Source organism: Roseateles sp. GW821-FHT09H11 (assembly GCF_059415845.1).
In genome coordinates this window covers 337449-354465 of the sequence record NZ_JBWKOA010000006.1, presented here as the reverse complement: position 1 = coordinate 354465, position 17017 = coordinate 337449, and the positions used below count along the sequence as shown (strand labels likewise).

The window sequence follows — 17017 nt, the reverse complement described above, 5'->3', positions numbered from 1 at the left end:
TCTCGAAGGCGTTTCGGTGGGGCCGTGGCCGACGGACGGCGACGTGTCAGGCGGAGGGCCGGGCTTGCAGTCCCGGAGGCGGGGCGGTGTCGACGTCCGGATCGCGCAGGAACAGCCAGCTCGTCACGCCGCCCAGTGCCGTCAGGCACGCCAGTCCGACGATGTAGGGCTGGTAGCTGCCCCACAGGTCTTGGCTGAGCGCGCCCAGCTGCACCGAGGCGAAGCCGCCGAACTGGTGCGCCAGGAACAGGTAGCCGAAGGCCCGTCCCTTGATCGCCGCGCCGTAGCGCGCCAGGCAGAACATCGACGTCAGCACCACCGTGCCCAGGTAGGTCGCGCCGAACACGACGGCGAAGCCCAGCGTGCGAAGGTCTTCCGACGCTCCGAGCAGGAGCAGCACGGCGCAGGACCGCAGCACGTAGAACGCGCCCAGCAGCGTGCGCTTGGGCAGCCGCATCGCCAGCCAGCCGGTCAGCAAGCCGCTGATCAGCTCCAGCACGCCGAGCAGGCTCAGGCTGACGCCCATCAGCGCGCGCGGCGTCGAATGGTCCTGCCAGAACGCGACCAGGTGGACATCGATGAAGGCCATGCTCGCGCCGCAGCCCATGAAGCCGATCGCCAGGGCATGGAAGCCGCTGTCGCGCCGCAGCAGGGACCAGGCGCGGGGGGGAGGCGCCTTCGCCGTCACCGTCGACGCGTCCGCTTCGGAAGCGGCGTTGGCGGCATCCAGGCCGGCCGCCTTCGACTTCGCCGCGGCGAACCACGCCAGACCAGCGAGCGGCAGCGCGAGGAAGGCGCCCGTCAGCAGGAAGGTGGTCTCCCACGTCGCCTTCGGCGCCAGCCACAGCCAGAACGGCGACAGCACGATGAAGCTGATCGAGGTGCCATTGGTGACCACCGCGAAGGCCAGACCGGACTTCTTCTGCTCGAAGAGGCGATCGACCAGCACGCCCATCGGCACATAGGTCATGGCCGCCAGGCCGAAGGCCGCGAACAGCCCGTAGCCGAGGACGAAGACCGGGAGCGACCGGTCGAACAGACTGGTGCCCGCGAGCGCGACACCGGCGGCCAGGCAGCCGATCACCACGGTGCGCAACGGCCCGTGGCGATCGCTCAGCCACCCCACCAGCGGCGATGCCAGCCCGGTGACCAGCATGAACACGGCGCCCGACCAGGCGAAGTCGGAACGGCCGCGCCCGAAGTGGGTCGCCAGGTCGGCGAAGTAGACCTGGTAGAGGCTCTTGATGCTGGTGGAGAAGAACATCACCAGGAAGCCCACCGCCACGAGGGCGTGGACCAGGTGCCGGGAAGGCGTGGCCGGCTTCATGCGACCAGCCCCGGGATGCCGCGGCGCGTGGCCGGAAGGCAGTAGGCGCGGTACATGCCGTCGTACATCGTGTAGAACAGGCGGCAGGTGTGATCGACCGCGTGCAGCGCTTCCTGCTGCAGCCGGTCGGTGTCGCACAGCTCGGCGACCAGGTTCAAGCCCTGTTCGACATGGCCGACATCCTCGGCCTGGTGGACGGAGAAGAACAACAGGTCCTCCTCCGTCAATCCGTAGACCTTGCCCAGCAGTTCGTGGCGCGCCTCGCCGGCCTTGAGCTCCAGGTTCTGGCCTTCGCTGGCGATCATCACCGCGGCGGCGGCGATGTGATAGCTGCCGCGGCCCCGCACCGCGTACAGCCGGTAGTCGATCAGGTCCTGCGTCGCGGGCAGCGGGCGCGCGGCGTCGCGCTCCTCATCGCCGATGCCCAGCGCACGGAGGAAGTTCTGCATCAGCACCACGTGGTTGTCGGTCCTGGAGAGCCGGCCGGTTTCCTCCTCGTACAGGTTGATCAGCAGCGCGCGCTTGAACGTCGGCAGCGGGCAGTGGAAGAACAGGTGCTCGACGTAGCCCAGGAAATGCTTTGTCAGCTGATAGCCCTGCAGCGCCACCTGGCGCAGCAGCACGATGTCCTTCCCGTCAGGATTCATCAGGCGGTCGAACAGGGGATGCGCCATCGTCAGATGGCTGTGCAGCAGCGATCGCAGCTGTTCCTTGAAGGCGGCCTTGGATTGCGGCATGGGGGACTCCTGTGCGGGATCAAAGGGCGGCGGGGGCATCGACGCGACGGCGCAATGCCTGCACCGCCTGCGCCATGAAATGGCCCCGATGGACCGCGTCGCCGACGCGGGCGTAGTCCTCCAGGACGCCATAGGTCTCGAAGCCGAAGAACTGCCAGAGGTGGTGGGCGCGGGTGTTCTCGCGCACGTCGAGCACCAGCTGCTCGACGCCCAGCTGTTCGGCGCGGCGCGTGATCTCGCGCAGCGCGAGCTGCACGAAGCGCAGGCCGCGGAAGTCCGGGTGCACCACGCCTTTGGCCAGTTCCGCGCGGTGACGGCAGGTGGCCATGCCGTTGAGATGCAGCAGCGCCATGAAGGCCGGTCGCGCGTCGACGCGTCCCATCAACAGGTGGGTCCGGCCCGAGGCGATGCCCACGCGCAGGGCGGCAACAAACTGGACTTCCTGATGCGGCGTCAGCGCCCGCTCGAAGCCCAGCATGCCGCCGTCGGCCACGGTGCTGTTGACGAGCTCGACAAGCTGCCCGGCGAGTCGATCGTCGATCCGATCGATCCAGTCGTAACGGGCAATGAACGATGGCTCTGACTTCACGGGCGGTCTCCTTCGCGATTGATCGGGAGGGGCAGATTAGCGACGCCTCCGCGGCCGACGCGGCAACAAACGCGCTCAGAACGGCAAGAAACCGGCCATGATGGGAGGGGATAAGTCCTGAGGAACTTTTTCGGCGATGAAGAGCGTCCACTTCCTGATGATCCCGTCGGCGCATGTGCTGGACCTGGCGGGCCCGCTGCAGGTCATCCATTCGATCGGCGAGATCGGCGCCGGCACGGTCGATGTGCGTTGCATCGGGCCGGAGGTCTCGGTCGGCGCCTTCCAGCCGCTGACGCTGACCGACATCCGCCCGCTGCCGCACACCCTGCCGCCGGACTCGGTGCTGTTCATCATCGGCAGCAAACTGACGCCGGCGCTGATGCGCTCGTCGGCCTGGCGCAAGGCCGTGGACTGGCTGGCGCAACTGGGCCGCGACCGGCCGGACGGGCTGCGGATCTGCGGCGTCTGCACCGGCACCTTCCTGCTGGCCGATGCCGGCCTGCTCGACGGCCGCCTGTGCACCACGCATCACCGCTTCATCGCCCGACTGCGCGCGGCCAGTCCGAAGACGACGGTGCTCGAGAACCGCGTGTTCGTCGAGGACGGGGACCTGCTCACGTCCGCCGGGGTCACCTCCGGCATCGACCTGGCGCTGCACCTGGTGGCGCAGGCCTTCGGCGAGGACGTCGCCATCCAGGTCGCGCGCGAGAACGTGGTGAACTTCCGCCGCTTCGGCGCCGACCCCGAACTGTCCGCCGCGACGCGTTACCGCGCCCACGGCAACCAGCGCATCCATGCGGTCCAGGATGCGATCGCGACACAACTGGGTGGTCGCGTCACGATCGACGAACTGGCCGCTCAGGCCGGCCTGAGCGAACGCCATCTGGCCCGGCTGTTCCTCGCCGAGACCGGCGTCAGCATCAAGCAGTACCAGATCGCGCTGCGCATGGACCTGGCCCGCCGGCTGATGACCAGTTCACGGCTGTCGCTGGAGAACATCGCCGCCACCTGCGGCTACGGCAGCGTGCAGGCCTTCCGCGCGAACTGGAACAAGCACGAGCGCCTGCCGCCCTCGCTGCTTCGACGCGGCGGGGGCGCGCCACGGTCCGATGCTTAGAATCCCCACTCCCAAGCGATGACGCCCCGATGACCGGGCGATGACGATGACAGCAGCTGTTCGGACCGACGCCGCGCTGGCGCCGGTGGTGATCGTGGGTGCCGGCCTGGCCGGATTGACCGTGGCGCTTCACCTCGCCGACCGCGTGCCGGTGATCGTGCTGGCCAAGCGCGAACTCAACGAGGCCGCCACCGCCTGGGCGCAGGGCGGGATCGTCGGGGTGCTCGGCTCTGACGACAGCATCGAGAGCCACGTCCGCGACACGCAGGAGGCCGGCGCCGGTCTGGTCGACGAGGCCACCGCCCGCTACATCGCCGAACGCAGCGCCGATGCCGTCGGCTGGCTGGTCGAGCAGGGCGTGCCCTTCACGCTCGATGAGCAGGGGCCGCTCGGGCTGCACCTGACCCGTGAGGGCGGCCACGCGGTGCGCCGCATCGCCCACGCCGCCGACGCCACCGGCAAGGCCATCCACGACGCGCTGCTGGCCAAGGCGCAGGCCCATCCCAACATCGAGCTGCGCCAGCGCTGGATGGCGCTGGACCTGATCACCTCGCGGCATGTGCAGCGCGACGAGCCGTCCCGCTGCTACGGCATCTACGCGCTCGACATGGACGCCCAGCGCGTCGACGCGATCGCGGCGCGCGCCGTGGTGATGGCCACCGGCGGCGCCGGCAAGGTCTACCGCTACACGACCAATCCGGACACCTCCACCGGCGACGGCATCGCGATGGCGTGGCGCGCGGGCTGCCGCATCGCCAACATGGAGTTCATCCAGTTCCACCCGACCTGCCTGTACCACCCGCAGGAACGCAGCTTCCTGATCACCGAGGCGCTGCGCGGGGAGGGCGGTCACCTGAAGCTGCCGGACGGGACGCGCTTCATGGCGGCGCACGATGAACGGCTCGAACTCGCACCGCGCGACGTGGTCGCCCGCGCGATCGACTTCGAGATGAAGAAACACGGCCTCGACCACGTGTGGCTCGACGCCACGCACCTCGGCGAGGACTTCCTGAAGGAACACTTCCCGACCGTCCACGCGCGTTGCCTCGCGCTGGGCATCGACATCGCGCGCCAGCCGATCCCGGTGGTGCCGGCGGTGCACTTCACCTGCGGGGGCGTGGTGTCCGACCTGCAGGGCCGCGCCGACCTGCCCGGCCTCTACGCGGTCGGCGAGACCGCCCACACCGGCCTGCACGGCGCCAACCGGCTGGCGAGCAACTCGCTGCTGGAATGCGTCGTGCTCGGCCAGGGCTGCGCGTCCGACATCCTGGCGCAGGAGGTGCTCCCTCCGGCGCCGCTGCCGGCCTGGGACGAAAGCCAGGTCGAGGACGCGGACGAGCAGGTCGTCATCGCCCACAACTGGGACGAGCTGCGTTCGCTGATGTGGAACTACGTCGGCATCGTGCGCACGACCAAGCGCCTGGAGCGCGCCCTGCATCGCATCGACCTGCTGCGCGCGGAGATCGACGACTACTACGCCAACTTCCGCGTCAGCCGCGACCTGCTGGAGTTGCGCAACCTGGTCGATTGCGCGGAACTCATCGTGCGTTCGGCGCTGCTGCGGCACGAAAGCCGCGGGCTGCACTACAGCCGCGACTACCCGCGCACGCTGCCGGCGAGTCTGCCGACGGTGCTGGTGCGCAACGGGAATACGCGCTGAGCAGGACGTCGCGGACTGCGTCGATGCCTGCCGTCGTCAAGCGTGGGCTCTCCACGGGGCATGGGGCGCCCCTCCAGGGACCCCAAGCCCCATTCCGGCCCCAGTGAGCCTCGTGGACCATGGGCCTGAGCCCTGGCCTGAGTCTGCGTTGGCGCTCAGCGCTGCTTCGTGCGAAGGACGCTGCGCGCTTGCACGAAGTTGAAGGCGTAGCTGACCGCTTCCTTGATCGCGGCATCCACGTCCAGCCGCTCCTGCTCGGTCAGGTAGAACGAGTAGTCCACCGCATGGCGGATGTAGCGCGGAGGCAGCCGGTTCAGCGCGACGCAGGCCACGTCGGCCAGCAATTCGGCTTCACGGTGGATCTCGGGGAACTGCGGAGCGTTCTCCATCACCGCGGCAAACACTTCGCGTTCGTGATGGTTGTAGAGCGAGGTGAAGTCCATGAGCACGTCCTGCCGTGGGCAACTGGGATGGCCACAGCATAGGCCGCCCCCCGCGCAGATGGAAAGCCCCCGGTGACACTCGTTCACGCGGGGCGCACTCACGAGACGCCCTCACGAGACGCCTCCTCCCGCTTGCGGGAGAGGGCAGGGGTGAGGGCCAGCGGCCGTCGAAGTGCGATCAGGCCGCGCCGATGCCCGGCACCATCGCGCCCGCTTCCGCCGCCTTCTTCTCCTTGAGCTTCGCGGTGAAGTCGAGCATGCGGTCGATGCACGACTTCGCTTCGACCCGGATCGTCTCTTCGACGAAGATCTCGCCGGTGCCGCGCTCCAGGCAATCGACCAGGCCCTGCAGGCCGTTCATCGCCATCCAGGGGCAGTGCGCGCAGCTCTTGCAGGTGGCGCTGTTGCCCGCCGTCGGCGCCTCGATCAGGACCTTGCCCGGCGCCATCTGCCGCATCGCATGCAGGATGCCGTTGTCGGTGGCGACGACGTATTCGCGCGCCGTGCCCTCGACCACGGCCTTGATCAGCGCGGAGGTCGATCCCACGACGTCCGCCTGCGCGACCACCGAGGCCGGCGACTCCGGGTGGACCAGGATCATCGCGTCGGGGTGCTGCTCGCGCAGCAGCTCCAGTTCCAGGCCCTTGAACTCGTCGTGGACGATGCAGGCACCGTTCCACATCAGCATGTCGGCGCCGGTCTGCTCCTGGATGTAGCGGCCCAGGTGGCGGTCGGGCGCCCACAGGATCTTCTCGCCGCGGGCCTTGAGTTCGCTGACGATCTCCAGCGCGCAGGAACTGGTGACCATCCAGTCCGCGCGCGCCTTCACCGCGGCGCTGGTGTTGGCGTAGACGACGACGGTGCGGTCGGGATGCGCGTCGCAGAAGGCGGCGAAGTCCTCGGCCGGGCAGCCCAGGTCCAGCGAGCAGGTCGCGTCCAGGTCGGGCATCAGCACGCGCTTCTCGGGGCTGAGGATCTTGGCGCTTTCGCCCATGAACTTCACGCCGGCGACCACCAGGGTCTGCGCCGCGTGGTCGCGGCCGAAGCGCGCCATCTCCAGCGAATCGGACACGATGCCGCCGCTTTCCTGCGCGAGGTCCTGCAGGTCGCCGTCGACGTAGTAATGGGCGACGAGCACCGCCCCCTTGGCCTTGAGCAGTTCGGCGGCACGCGCCTTGAGTTGCGAGCGCTGGCTGGGCGTCAACGGTGCCGGCACCTTGGCCCAGGCATGGGCGGTGCAGGTGGCGCCGTCCGCGTCCTGGCGGGCGAAGTCGTAGAGAACCTGTTCCATAGGGGAGGAATTCTAGGTCTGGCCGAAAAACCGGCTCGGCGGCATGCCGACCGTCCTTGTGACCATCGCGGTGAAGGCGCTGGCGCTGGCGTAGCCGAGCTCCGCGGCGATGACCTGCATCGGCTTGCGATGCGCCGCCAGCCGCAGCGCCTCGGCCAGCAGCGCCTGCTGGCGCCATTGCGCGTAGCTGCTGCCCAGCTCCTGGCGGAAGAGGCGGGAGACGGTGCGCGCGCTCGCGCCGACTTCCGCCGCCCAGTCGTCCAGGCTGGCATGGCGCATCGGCTCGGCCAGCACGGCCTCGCAGAGGCGGCGCAGGCGCTTGTCGGTCGGCAGCGCGACGCCGAGCTGCAGGCTGGGCGCGCGGCGGATCTCGTCGAGGATCAGCTTGCCGATCCAGCCCTCGCGGTCGGCCACGACCTCGGCCACGGTTCCAGCGGGCTCGATCTCGTCCCGCGCGAGCTGCACCGCCAGCTCCCGCAGCAGCGGGGAGACTTCGAGGACGCGGTTCTCGGCCCAGACCTCGCCGTCGTCGGGCGGATCCAGCAGGTAGAGGGTGCGCAGCTCGCAGCGCTCGACGGCGGTCACCGCATGGACCACGCCGGCGGGGATCCAGACGCCGCGCGAGGGCGGGACCAGGAAGGTGGCGCGGTCGGTGCTGACGCGCACGACGCCGGTCACCGAGAAGACGAACTGGCCCCAGGTGTGGTGGTGGGCCTGGATGTCCATGAACCCGTCCAGGCTGCGCGACTTGGCCCGCACCGGGCGCACGGCGCTGGGCGCATAGCGGCGCGGATCGAGCGGCGGCAGGCTGGTGCGACGGGTGAGGGTCGGGGTGGGGTGCGGCGTCGGACGAGCGGGTGAAGGAGAGGTCGAAGGAGAGGCCGAAGGAGAGGCCGAAGGAGGGTGCGAAGGAGGGGTCGGATGATCCATGGCGGAAACTCGACAGAACTTGTCCGGCTATCGTAATTCCGACGTAAAGGCCCTGTCACCATTCCGTTCATGAACACCGCCACCACCACCGCCGACGCGGCCGGCCTGTCGCCGAGCCCCGAACAGAGCGCCGCACAGAGCAGGCAACGAGACATCCAGACCATCAGCCTGATCGGTCTGGCCCACGGCACCTCGCACTTCTTCCACATGCTGCTGCCACCGCTGTTCCCGGTGTTCATGCGGGAGTTCGGGCTGAGTTATTCCGAACTCGGCCTGCTGGTGACGATCTTCTTCGTGATCTCGGGCGTGGGGCAGGCGCTGTCAGGCTTCCTGGTCGACAGGACGGGCGCGCGGCCGGTGCTGTTCGCGGCGCTGGGCTGTTTCGTGCTGGCGTCGCTGGCGGCGGGCACGGCCCAGAGCTTCGTCGGGCTGGCGCTGGCCGCGGCGCTGGCAGGGCTGGGCAACTCGCCCTTCCACCCGGTGGACTTCACGATCCTGAACAAGCGGGTGTCGCAGCAGCGGCTGGGGCATGCGTTCTCGGTGCACGGCATCACGGGCAACCTCGGCTGGGCCGTGGCGCCGGTGCTGCTGATCTCGATGCACGAGGCGACCGGCCAATGGCGCCTGGGCTACGCGGCGACCGCGGCGTGGGCGCTGTTCGTGATCGCGCTGCTGGTCTTCAAGCGCGACGCGATCGACGACACGCAGGGCTCGTGGGGCCATGAGAAGGCCGGCGCGGCGAAGGCGCCCGTCGACGAGCATCCGATGGCCTTCCTGAAGCTGCCGTCGGTGTGGCTGTGCTTCTCGTTCTTCTTCTTCACGACCTCCGCGCTGAGCGCGATCCAGAGCTTCGCGTCGCCGGCACTGTCGGCGATGTACGGCGTGAGCCTGGCCAGCACCGCGTTCGTCGTGACCGGCTACATGCTGGCCGGCGCGGCGGGGATGATCGTCGGCGGCTTCCTGGTGGCGAAGTCGCAGAACCTGGAGCGCAACATCGCCGGTGCGATGTTCGTCGCCGCGGCGCTGCTGGCGTTGACGGCGACGGGCTGGCTGCCGGCGACGGCAGCGTTGATTGCGGCGGCGACGGCAGGCTTCGGCACGGGCCTCGCAGGCCCGTCGCGCGACATGCTGATCAAGCGCGCGGCGCCGCCCGGAGCGACGGGGCGCGTGTACGGCACGGTGTACTCCGGCCTGGACACCGGCTTCGCCGTCGCGGCGCCGATCTTCGGCGCGCTGATGGACCGGCACTGGAACAACGCGGTGTTCTTCGGCGCGTCGTTCGCGCTGCTGCTGGGCATCGGCGCGGCGAGCCTGGTGCGGCAAGGGAAGCGCTGACACCCCTCAGGGGGAAGTCAATGCGAGGTGCCGGGTGACTGGCATAGGTGGTCATCCGAGGTCGTCATAGCAATCGAGGCTGGTCCCGGAACTTGCATCGCGTCGTGGACGCAACAGCGCGGGGACCTTCGTTTGCAGCGGCATGCGGCGGATCTAGAGTCGTTGGCTCTGGAGTCCGCAAACCATGCCCTACTCACCCGCCATCGTCGCCAATGCCGTGCTCTACCGAGCGAAACAGCGCGGCATTCGCATCAGTCATCTGAAGCTGCAGAAGCTGATCTTCTTCATCCACGCGTGGCGCCTCGCGCTGCAGGGGCTGCCCGCGGTCGACGAACGACCGGAGGCGTGGGAATACGGCCCCGTTTTCGAGACGCTCTTTCACCGGCTGAAGAACCTCGGTCATGAGGCGATCTGCCAATACATCGAGACTGTCGAGGCGCGGACCAATGCGTACCAGGCGCTGATGCCGTCCACCGAGGATGCGGCGTTCTGGCGCGTTCTCGATCAGGTGATGGACCGGTATGGCGGGCTCAGCGCGTCGCAGTTGTCGACGCTAGGGCATGAACCGGGCGGTCCCTGGTCAACTGCGCGAGCCGCCAAACAGGCTGTCATTCCCGACGACAGCATCCGCTCCTTCTATCGGGAGAAGCTGCAATGAAAGAGTCGTCCTTCCCGATGGCGGAGCCGCCGCTGATGCCGGTCCCACCGGTCGATGAACCGGCAGCGGGGGAGTTGAAGAAGTTCGATTCGGAAGTGCTCGACTACAAGATCAAGCGCGCGAGCACCTTCGGTGGACTGAGCGTCGCCGGCACCCTGTACATCGTCGGTGTGTTGGTCATCCTGAAGCTGATGACCATCTGGCCCTTCAACTGCTCGCCGCTGGCGGAGATCACCGATTCCTTCGCGCGCATCGTGGAGTGCACGAACCCGATGATCCAGGGCGATGGCTGGCACGGCGTCGCGGGTGTGATGCTGGCATTGTTTTCCGTTCCGACAGTGTTGCTGATCGCCATCCTGCGGATGGCTTCACCGAAGAAGGAGCCGCTGCCGGACACCGTCTTCACCACGGTCGCGGACAAGTTCGCCAACGCGCTGGAACGCGTGTTCGAACCCAGGAAATAGCCCGGGCAACACTTGACCCCGAAGCCCTGGATTTCGCAACCCGCATCCGCGCCGCAACAGGGGACATCCCACCCGCTTGCAATGGCGGGGCCGCTCGCTACAGTCGTCCGTCATGGATCAGCACCGCACCGTCAGCCGCCCCGCCGGGCACGTCCTCGTCGAGGCCCTGATCGAGCAAGGGATCACGGAGGTCTTCGGAGTTCCAGGCGAGAGCTACCTCGCGGTCCTCGACGGCTTCCATGAGCACCGCGAGCGCATCCGCTTCATCGGCTGCCGGCAGGAGGGCGGTGCGGCCTTCATGGCCGATGCCCAGGGCAAGCTGACCGGTCGCCCCGGCGTGTGCTTCGTGACCCGCGGACCCGGTGCCACCAATGCCAGCATCGGGCTGCACACGGCCTTCCAGGACTCGACGCCGATGATCCTGTTCATCGGGCAGGTGGCCTCGGATCAGCGCGATCGCGAAGCCTTCCAGGAAGTCGACTACCGCCAGATGTTCGGCCCGGGCACGCTGGGCATGGCGAAATGGGTCGGCGAGGTGCAGGACCCGCATCGCCTGCCGGAATACGTCGCGCGGGCCTTCCACACCGCCATGCAGGGACGCCCCGGTCCGGTCGTCCTCGTGCTGCCCGAGGACATGCTCACGCAGCTCACCGACGCGCCGGTGCTTCCCCGCGCCAAGCCCGCCGTCGCGTGGCCGGCACCGGCGGACCTGGTCGAACTGCAGGCGCGGCTCGAAGGCGCGCAGCGGCCGTTCGTCATCGCCGGCGGCGGCGGCTGGACCGCCGAGGCCTGCGCCGCGCTGCAGGACTTCGCCCACGCCTGGCAGCTGCCGGTCGGCTGCGCGTTCCGCTTCCAGGACCTCTACGACAACCGCGATCCGCTGTACGCGGGCGACGTCGGCATCGGCATCAATCCGGCGCTCGCCAAGCGCGTCGGCGAGGCGGACCTCATCATCGCCATCGGCCCGCGCCTGGGCGAGATGACCACCGGCGGCTACACGCTGCTGAAGGCGCCGCGGCCTGCCCAGCAACTGGTGCACATCCATGCCGGGTCCGAGGAACTGGGCCGCGTCTACGCGGCCGACCAGATGATCCAGGCCAGCATGAGCGGCGCCGCGCTGGCGCTGCAGCAGCTGCGCCCGCCCGCCGACGTCGAAGAGCTGCCGTGGTTGCAGTGGTCGCGCGACGCGCATGCCGACTACCAGCGCAACCAGCAGGCGCTGCCGGTCGGCCCGATGGACCTGGCCGAGGTCATGCATCTGCTGGACCGGCTGCTGCCCGCGGAGACCATCTTCACGAACGGCGCGGGCAACTACAGCGGCTGGCTGCATCGCTTCCATCGCTACACGGCGCTGCATCAGGGCGGCCGCACGCAGCTGGCGCCGACCAGCGGCGCGATGGGCTACGGCTTCCCGGCCGCCGTCGCGGCAGCGCTGCTGCAGCGCGAGCGCTGGGTCGTCAACATTGCCGGCGACGGCGACTTCCTGATGACCGGCCAGGAGATGTCCACCGCGATGGCCCATGGCGCGCGGCGATTGATCTGTCTCGTGGTCGACAACGGCAGCTACGGCACGATCCGCATGCACCAGGAGCGCGAGTATCCCGGCCGCGTCAGCGGCAGCGACCTGCACAACCCGGACTTCGCCGCGCTCGCCCGCGCCTATGGCTGGCTCGCGTTCAGCGCGGCCCGCACCGAGGACGTCGAGCCCGCGCTGCGGCAGGCCCTCTCGGCGCAGGTCCCGACGCTGATCCACCTGAAGCTGCCGGTCGAGATCTCCACCAGCCGCGCGACGCTCAGCAGCATCCGCGAGGCGGCGCTGAAGCGGAAAGCCGGATGACGGAAAATCACGCCATGACTGCTTCCGCCATCCCCTTCGCCCTGCGCGGCGAATACATCGAACTCGACAAGCTGCTCAAGGCCACCTCGCTGGCCAGCAGCGGCGGCGAGGCCCGGCACTTCATCTCCGAGGGCCAGGTGCGCGTCGACGGTCAGGTCGATCTGCGCAAGACCGCCAAGATCCGCGCCGGCCAGGTGGTCGAGTTCAACGGCCAACGCATCGAGATCCTGAACGACCCGGAGGAGTGACCCGATGACCAGTCCCAGCGCCGCGACCCGCGCCGCGATCCGTTTCTCGACCTGCGATCTCTGCGACTCGCTGAAGGCCGACACCAGCGGCGACACGCGCTGGCTGCCGGGCAGCCTGTATCGCAGCTACGGCGGACATCCGCGCTTCGCCGGCCCGGTGGCCACGGTGAGATGCCTGGACGACAACTCGCAAGTCAAGGCGGCCGTCGAGAGCTTCGGCGCCGGACGCGTGCTCGTGGTCGACGGCGGCGGTTCGTTGCGGCGGTCGCTGCTGGGCGGCAACCTCGCCGTCAGCGCGGCGAAGAACGGCTGGGCCGGCGTGCTGGTCCACGGCGCGGTGCGCGACCTCGAGGAGCTGCGCGCGGCGGCCGTCGGCATCTTCGCGCTGGGCCATGTGCCGATGCCGACCGAGCGCCGCGAGCAGGGCCTCGCGGACCTGCCCGTCCTGATCGAGGGCGTCTGGATCCGTCCAGGCGATTGGCTCTACGCCGACGAGGACGGCATCATCGTCACGCCCAAGGCCGTGCACGCGGCCGGCTGAGCGAGGCCTGCGCCGGGCCCGGATCTCACCCCTGGGCGGCGATCCAGCCGGCCAGCGCCTCCGCTGCCATCGGTCTGCCGAACAGCCAGCCCTGCGCCGCGTCGCAGCCCATCGCGACGAGGACGGCGCGCTGCCCCTCGGTCTCCACGCCTTCCGCGACCACGGTCAGTCCGAGCGAACGCCCGATGCCGATCACCGCGCTCGACAACGCGCGATCGTCGGCGTCCTGCTCCAGGTCGCGCACGAAACTCTTGTCGAGCTTCAGCTCGGTCACCGGCAGGCGCTTCAGGTAGCTCAGGCTTGAATAACCGGTGCCGAAGTCGTCGACCGACACGCCGACACCCATCTCGTGCAACTGCTGCAGTTGCTCGCGGGGGCGGCTGGTGTCGTCGAGCATCAGCCGCTCGGTGACCTCCAGCGTCAGATCGCTCGCCGCCAGTCCGTGCTTCGCGAGCAGCGCCCGCGCATGGGCGGCGACGTCGTCCTGATGGAAACGCTGCGGCGAGACGTTCACCGACACGCCCGGCACGGCGATCCCCTCGGCTCGCCAGCGTGCCAGTTGCGCGCAGGCTTGCGCGAGCACCCAGGCGTCCAGCGCATTGATCAGGCCGCTCTCCTCGGCGACCGGGATGAAGCGGTCCGGCGACACCCAGCCGCGTTCGGCGTCGTGCCAGCGCAGCAGCGCTTCGACGCCCACCAGCGCGCGGTCGGTCAACCGCACCTTGGGTTGGAAGTGCAGCTGCAGCAACTGGTGGGACAGCGCGTGACGGAGCGCGGCCTCGATGTCGAGCCGCTCGTCCAGAGCCTGGTTCATCGCGTGCAGGAAGAAGCGAGCGCAGTCACGGCCGGCGCGTTTGGCCTCGTACATCGCGATGTCGGCGTTCTTCAGCAGCTGGTCGAGGTCGAGCCCGTCCCGCGGATAGGCGCAGACGCCGATGCTGGCCGTCATCTGCACGCGCGCATGACTGCCGGCGAGCGGGATCGGAGCCTCGAGCACCGCGCGCAGCTTGCCAGCCACATGCATCGCGTCGTCCGCCGAGCAGCCCGGCAGCAGCGCGACGAACTCGTCGCCGCCCAGGCGCGCCAGGGTGTCGCTGTCGCGCAGCGCGCCCAGCAGCCGCTCGGAGATGTGTTTCAGCACCTGGTCGCCGACGGCATGGCCCAGCGAATCGTTGACGGTCTTGAAGCGGTCGATGTCGAGCAGCAGCAGCGCGGCCGGCGCCTCGGTGCGCGAGGCCTGCATCAGCGTCTGCCGGGCGCGGTCGGCCAGCAGGGTGCGGTTGGGCAGGCCGGTGACGCCGTCGAAGTAGGCCAGGCGCTCGATCTCGCGCTGGTGTCGGTCGTGCATGAACGCGATCTGGCACAGCTGCGTGCAGGCCTGCACCATGCGGCGGTGGAAGGGCGCCGCGCCGCGCGGTTCTCGGTAGTACAGCGCGAAGGTGGCGACGACCTGGTCGGCGCCCAGCAGGATGGGGGTGGACCAGCAGGCATGCAGCCCGTGCGGCAGCGCGAGCTCGCGGAAGTCGGCCCACAGCGGGTCGTTGGCGATGTCGGTGACCTCGACCGGCTGGCGGCGCCAGGCGGCGGTGCCGCAGGAGCCGGCCTGCGGACCGATCATGAAGCCTTCCAGCGCGCCGCTGAACGTGGTCGGCAGGCTGGGGGCGGCCAGCGGGTGCACGCGACCGTCCTCGTCCACCGCCAGCACGGAGCAGATCACCTCCGGTGCCAGCGCCTCGACGGCGCGGCACAGCAGGTCCATCACCGCCGCCAGCGGGCGGCCGAGCGCGACGGCTTCCAGCACGTCGCGTTGCAGGTGATCGATGTCGGCCTGCTCGTCCGTCCTTGTCGCGTGCTGTTCTCGCATCGCTGCTCCCTGTTTGCCGGGAGCATCGCAGGCTCGACGCCGGTCGGCAAGAACCTCAGCGCAACACTGTCAGCAACCGGTCGAGGCCGCCGTCGTTGATCGCGACCATGGCCTGCTCGCGGACCTTGGGTTTGGCGTGATAGGCGACCGAGAGCCCGGCGGCGCCCATCATCGGCAGGTCGTTGGCGCCGTCGCCGACGGCGATGCACTGCGCGGAGGTCGCGCCGATGTGCCCGGCGCAGGCCAGCATCATGCGGCGCTTCTCCTCGCCGTCGCAGATGTCGCCCCAGTCCTGCATCACGAGGGCGCCGGTCAGCCGGCCGTCGGCGATCTCCAGCTCGTTGCTGCGGACGAAGTCCATGCCCAGCTCGGCGGCGACGAAGCGGGTGAAGTAGGTGAAGCCGCCGGAGACCAGCACCAGCTTCAGGCCGGCCGCCTTCAGCGCGGCGCAGAGTTCGCGCGCGCCGGGGTTGAAGTTGAGCCGCTCGCGCAGCACCTGTGCCAGCGCGTTCTCGCCGACGCCCTTCAGCAGTGCGAGGCGGCGGCGCAGGCTGTCCTTGAAGTCGGTGATCTCGCCGCGCATGGCGGCCTCGGTGATCGCGGCGACCTCGGCCTTGCGGCCCGCGGCGGCGGCGATCTCGTCGATGCACTCGATCGAGATCAGCGTCGAATCCATGTCGAAGGCGGCGAGCTTGAAGTCGCGCAGCGCCAGCGGCGGCGTGAAGCCCTGCAGGACGAGCGGGGAGAAGGTGGACGACGGGGACGGCGTGGTGGTCATGCGATCGGAACCTGCAGCGGGCCTGGAAACGGGCCTGGAAGATGGGGCCCGGCGCGCGGGACCTTGAATGCGGAAGGTCCCCGCCGATGATCACGGCAATCAGTCGGCGGGGACGGGCGGGAGCTTAGCGCACTCGCCGAGGCAAGCCTCAGCGCGCATGCGCGCCGACGTAGGTCGCTCCGCGAGTGCCGGTCATCCAGAATGTCGGCGTTTCGGCCCAACCGAAGCGGGTATCGCTCAAGCGCGAGAGGTATGCGGCGGCCGGCTCCGAGACGCGAGGGGCGTGCTGCCGGTCACTGATGCCAGGAACATCCCAGGACTCCAGCTTCAGGCCCTCCACACGCGCCAGGCCCTTGTCCTTGCTGATCAAGGTTGCGCCCAGCGCCATCGCGTGCGCGGCGATGGCTGCGTCGAACTGTTCGATGCGTTGGCCGCGCTGCTCGCTGGCGGACCTGATGCAAGCGTAGAGGTCGGAAAACCAGAGTCCTCGATCGAGATACTCGACCCGGATCTCTCGCATCAGCTCCCGCAAGCGCAGCTCCTTGCGGTTGGAGTTCTTCTTCTCAAGCCCGGCGAAGATCTCGGCTTGCACGATGACGCTGATGGCGACACGTCCGGTGAGTGAATCGAGGCGCTTCTGGCAGTGAGCCAGCCGTTCCGATCCGGGACGCTCCATCAGGTAGCTCATGATGTTCGTGTCGAGCATGTAGAGCGGTTCAACGCGATCCATGTTGCGCCTCCCAGGCGTCGAAGCGCGCGCGACGGATCCTGTCGACTTCAGCATCGTCCTCCCAGTCGTCCAGCCCGAGAACCCGGGCCCGCACCGGCTTACCGTAGTTCTCCGGCAGGTACGGGCAGGTCTCGCAGCCCTCGCGCGCATGCAGGATAAGGCGAGAGATGCGCTTGCTTTCGGAGATCGCGCGGATGAGCGAATCCGGATCGGTCAGCCGGTCGTCCGGCGGCAGGTGCCGGCACTGGAAGCAAGTCATCGCGTAGGCGCATCCCCTCTCCTTGGCAGCGAACTCGGCTTCGCGTGCGGCATCCCAGGCCGCCTCTTCCGCGTCTTCCTGTGCTTGGCGGGCGGCCATGACATCGATCGATTCGACTGCATCGATCCGACGGCTTGCTTCGATCAGGGGTAACAGTGGCGTGTGTTGATGCATCGGCATCCCCAGAAGTTGAGAAGCCGTCAGTCTAG

General features: G+C 68.9%; 18 protein-coding genes. 8 read left to right on the top strand and 10 right to left on the bottom strand.

Annotated features, from left to right (window positions below):
* Positions 1–46: 46 nt before the first annotated feature.
* The 3 genes from AC07PR_RS21145 to AC07PR_RS21135 are packed head-to-tail and all read right to left on the bottom strand — an operon-like array spanning position 47 to position 2653.
* On the bottom strand, positions 47–1327 hold the full coding sequence (locus AC07PR_RS21145) for an MFS transporter (RefSeq protein WP_495136464.1): 1281 nt from the start codon (positions 1325–1327) through the stop codon (positions 47–49).
* Positions 1324–2064, bottom strand: coding sequence for an iron-containing redox enzyme family protein (locus AC07PR_RS21140; protein WP_377156573.1), 741 nt, complete (start codon positions 2062–2064; stop codon positions 1324–1326). Before AC07PR_RS21140 ends, AC07PR_RS21145 begins: the two co-directional genes overlap by 4 nt.
* A 19-nt stretch (positions 2065–2083) precedes the next feature.
* Complete coding sequence (locus AC07PR_RS21135; RefSeq protein WP_495136463.1) at positions 2084–2653, bottom strand: GNAT family N-acetyltransferase; 570 nt, start codon at positions 2651–2653, stop codon at positions 2084–2086.
* Positions 2654–2789: 136 nt separating this feature from the next.
* On the opposite strand from AC07PR_RS21135, the gene AC07PR_RS21130 reads away from it, so the two are divergent.
* Both AC07PR_RS21130 and nadB read left to right on the top strand, forming a co-directional pair.
* Complete coding sequence (locus AC07PR_RS21130; protein WP_495136462.1) at positions 2790–3770, top strand: GlxA family transcriptional regulator; 981 nt, start codon at positions 2790–2792, stop codon at positions 3768–3770.
* A gap of 46 nt (positions 3771–3816) precedes the next feature.
* Positions 3817–5430 carry an L-aspartate oxidase gene (nadB, locus tag AC07PR_RS21125; RefSeq protein WP_495136461.1) on the top strand — a complete coding sequence of 538 codons (1614 nt, stop codon included), beginning with the start codon at positions 3817–3819 and terminating at the stop codon, positions 5428–5430.
* A gap of 155 nt (positions 5431–5585) precedes the next feature.
* Here the strand turns inward: nadB and AC07PR_RS21120 are convergent, their stop codons facing one another.
* From AC07PR_RS21120 to AC07PR_RS21110, 3 genes are all read right to left on the bottom strand, one after another.
* Entirely contained in the window at positions 5586–5873 is a 288-nt protein-coding gene (locus tag AC07PR_RS21120) for a late competence development ComFB family protein (protein WP_377156568.1), read from the bottom strand.
* A gap of 178 nt (positions 5874–6051) precedes the next feature.
* Positions 6052–7164, bottom strand: coding sequence for a quinolinate synthase NadA (nadA, locus tag AC07PR_RS21115; protein ID WP_495136460.1), 1113 nt, complete (start codon positions 7162–7164; stop codon positions 6052–6054).
* A gap of 12 nt (positions 7165–7176) precedes the next feature.
* Positions 7177–8094 (bottom strand): AraC family transcriptional regulator, encoded by a 918-nt coding sequence (locus AC07PR_RS21110; protein ID WP_495136459.1) that lies wholly within the window; start codon positions 8092–8094, stop codon positions 7177–7179.
* Between the two features lie 69 nt (positions 8095–8163).
* Between AC07PR_RS21110 and AC07PR_RS21105 the strand changes: the two genes are divergently transcribed.
* The 6 genes from AC07PR_RS21105 to rraA all read left to right on the top strand — a co-directional run bounded on the left by AC07PR_RS21105 (position 8164) and on the right by rraA (position 13177).
* Complete coding sequence (locus AC07PR_RS21105; protein ID WP_483105548.1) at positions 8164–9429, top strand: MFS transporter; 1266 nt, start codon at positions 8164–8166, stop codon at positions 9427–9429.
* A gap of 184 nt (positions 9430–9613) precedes the next feature.
* A complete protein-coding gene (locus tag AC07PR_RS21100; RefSeq protein ID WP_483105549.1) occupies positions 9614–10087 on the top strand; it encodes a Panacea domain-containing protein in 474 nt (157 codons plus the stop codon).
* 17 nt (positions 10088–10104) lie between these two features.
* Complete coding sequence (locus tag AC07PR_RS21095) at positions 10105–10551, top strand: FXYD domain-containing ion transport regulator (RefSeq protein WP_495136458.1); 447 nt, start codon at positions 10105–10107, stop codon at positions 10549–10551.
* Positions 10552–10663: 112 nt separating this feature from the next.
* Positions 10664–12388, top strand: coding sequence for a thiamine pyrophosphate-binding protein (locus AC07PR_RS21090; protein ID WP_495136457.1), 1725 nt, complete (start codon positions 10664–10666; stop codon positions 12386–12388).
* A gap of 14 nt (positions 12389–12402) precedes the next feature.
* Positions 12403–12636, top strand: coding sequence for an RNA-binding S4 domain-containing protein (locus AC07PR_RS21085; protein ID WP_377156560.1), 234 nt, complete (start codon positions 12403–12405; stop codon positions 12634–12636).
* Positions 12637–12640: 4 nt separating this feature from the next.
* Positions 12641–13177 (top strand): ribonuclease E activity regulator RraA, encoded by a 537-nt coding sequence (gene rraA / locus AC07PR_RS21080; protein WP_495136456.1) that lies wholly within the window; start codon positions 12641–12643, stop codon positions 13175–13177.
* A 25-nt stretch (positions 13178–13202) separates the two neighbouring features.
* Here the strand turns inward: rraA and AC07PR_RS21075 are convergent, their stop codons facing one another.
* From AC07PR_RS21075 to AC07PR_RS21060, 4 genes are all read right to left on the bottom strand, one after another.
* Positions 13203–15041, bottom strand: coding sequence for a putative bifunctional diguanylate cyclase/phosphodiesterase (locus AC07PR_RS21075; RefSeq protein WP_483105553.1), 1839 nt, complete (start codon positions 15039–15041; stop codon positions 13203–13205).
* A 55-nt stretch (positions 15042–15096) separates the two neighbouring features.
* Positions 15097–15819, bottom strand: coding sequence for a phosphoserine phosphatase SerB (gene serB, locus AC07PR_RS21070; RefSeq protein WP_495136455.1), 723 nt, complete (start codon positions 15817–15819; stop codon positions 15097–15099).
* 148 nt (positions 15820–15967) lie between these two features.
* Complete coding sequence (locus AC07PR_RS21065; protein ID WP_431102370.1) at positions 15968–16549, bottom strand: PIN domain-containing protein; 582 nt, start codon at positions 16547–16549, stop codon at positions 15968–15970.
* The gene (locus tag AC07PR_RS21060) at positions 16536–16982 is read right to left on the bottom strand and encodes a hypothetical protein (RefSeq protein WP_495136454.1); all 447 of its coding nucleotides are present in this window, start codon (positions 16980–16982) and stop codon (positions 16536–16538) included. Before AC07PR_RS21060 ends, AC07PR_RS21065 begins: the two co-directional genes overlap by 14 nt.
* Positions 16983–17017: the final 35 nt, after the last annotated feature.

Coding starts and splice junctions, on each gene's coding strand:
- AC07PR_RS21145 (WP_495136464.1), bottom strand. CDS start 1,327: ATGAAGCCGGCCACGCCTTCCCGGCACCTGGTCCACGCCCTCGTGGCG.
- AC07PR_RS21140 (WP_377156573.1), bottom strand. CDS start 2,064: ATGCCGCAATCCAAGGCCGCCTTCAAGGAACAGCTGCGATCGCTGCTG.
- AC07PR_RS21130 (WP_495136462.1), top strand. CDS start 2,790: ATGAAGAGCGTCCACTTCCTGATGATCCCGTCGGCGCATGTGCTGGAC.
- nadB (WP_495136461.1), top strand. CDS start 3,817: ATGACAGCAGCTGTTCGGACCGACGCCGCGCTGGCGCCGGTGGTGATC.
- AC07PR_RS21120 (WP_377156568.1), bottom strand. CDS start 5,873: ATGGACTTCACCTCGCTCTACAACCATCACGAACGCGAAGTGTTTGCC.
- nadA (WP_495136460.1), bottom strand. CDS start 7,164: ATGGAACAGGTTCTCTACGACTTCGCCCGCCAGGACGCGGACGGCGCC.
- AC07PR_RS21110 (WP_495136459.1), bottom strand. CDS start 8,094: ATGGATCATCCGACCCCTCCTTCGCACCCTCCTTCGGCCTCTCCTTCG.
- AC07PR_RS21105 (WP_483105548.1), top strand. CDS start 8,164: ATGAACACCGCCACCACCACCGCCGACGCGGCCGGCCTGTCGCCGAGC.
- AC07PR_RS21100 (WP_483105549.1), top strand. CDS start 9,614: ATGCCCTACTCACCCGCCATCGTCGCCAATGCCGTGCTCTACCGAGCG.
- AC07PR_RS21095 (WP_495136458.1), top strand. CDS start 10,105: ATGGCGGAGCCGCCGCTGATGCCGGTCCCACCGGTCGATGAACCGGCA.
- AC07PR_RS21090 (WP_495136457.1), top strand. CDS start 10,664: ATGGATCAGCACCGCACCGTCAGCCGCCCCGCCGGGCACGTCCTCGTC.
- AC07PR_RS21085 (WP_377156560.1), top strand. CDS start 12,403: ATGACTGCTTCCGCCATCCCCTTCGCCCTGCGCGGCGAATACATCGAA.
- rraA (WP_495136456.1), top strand. CDS start 12,641: ATGACCAGTCCCAGCGCCGCGACCCGCGCCGCGATCCGTTTCTCGACC.
- AC07PR_RS21075 (WP_483105553.1), bottom strand. CDS start 15,041: ATGCGAGAACAGCACGCGACAAGGACGGACGAGCAGGCCGACATCGAT.
- serB (WP_495136455.1), bottom strand. CDS start 15,819: ATGACCACCACGCCGTCCCCGTCGTCCACCTTCTCCCCGCTCGTCCTG.
- AC07PR_RS21065 (WP_431102370.1), bottom strand. CDS start 16,549: ATGGATCGCGTTGAACCGCTCTACATGCTCGACACGAACATCATGAGC.
- AC07PR_RS21060 (WP_495136454.1), bottom strand. CDS start 16,982: ATGCATCAACACACGCCACTGTTACCCCTGATCGAAGCAAGCCGTCGG.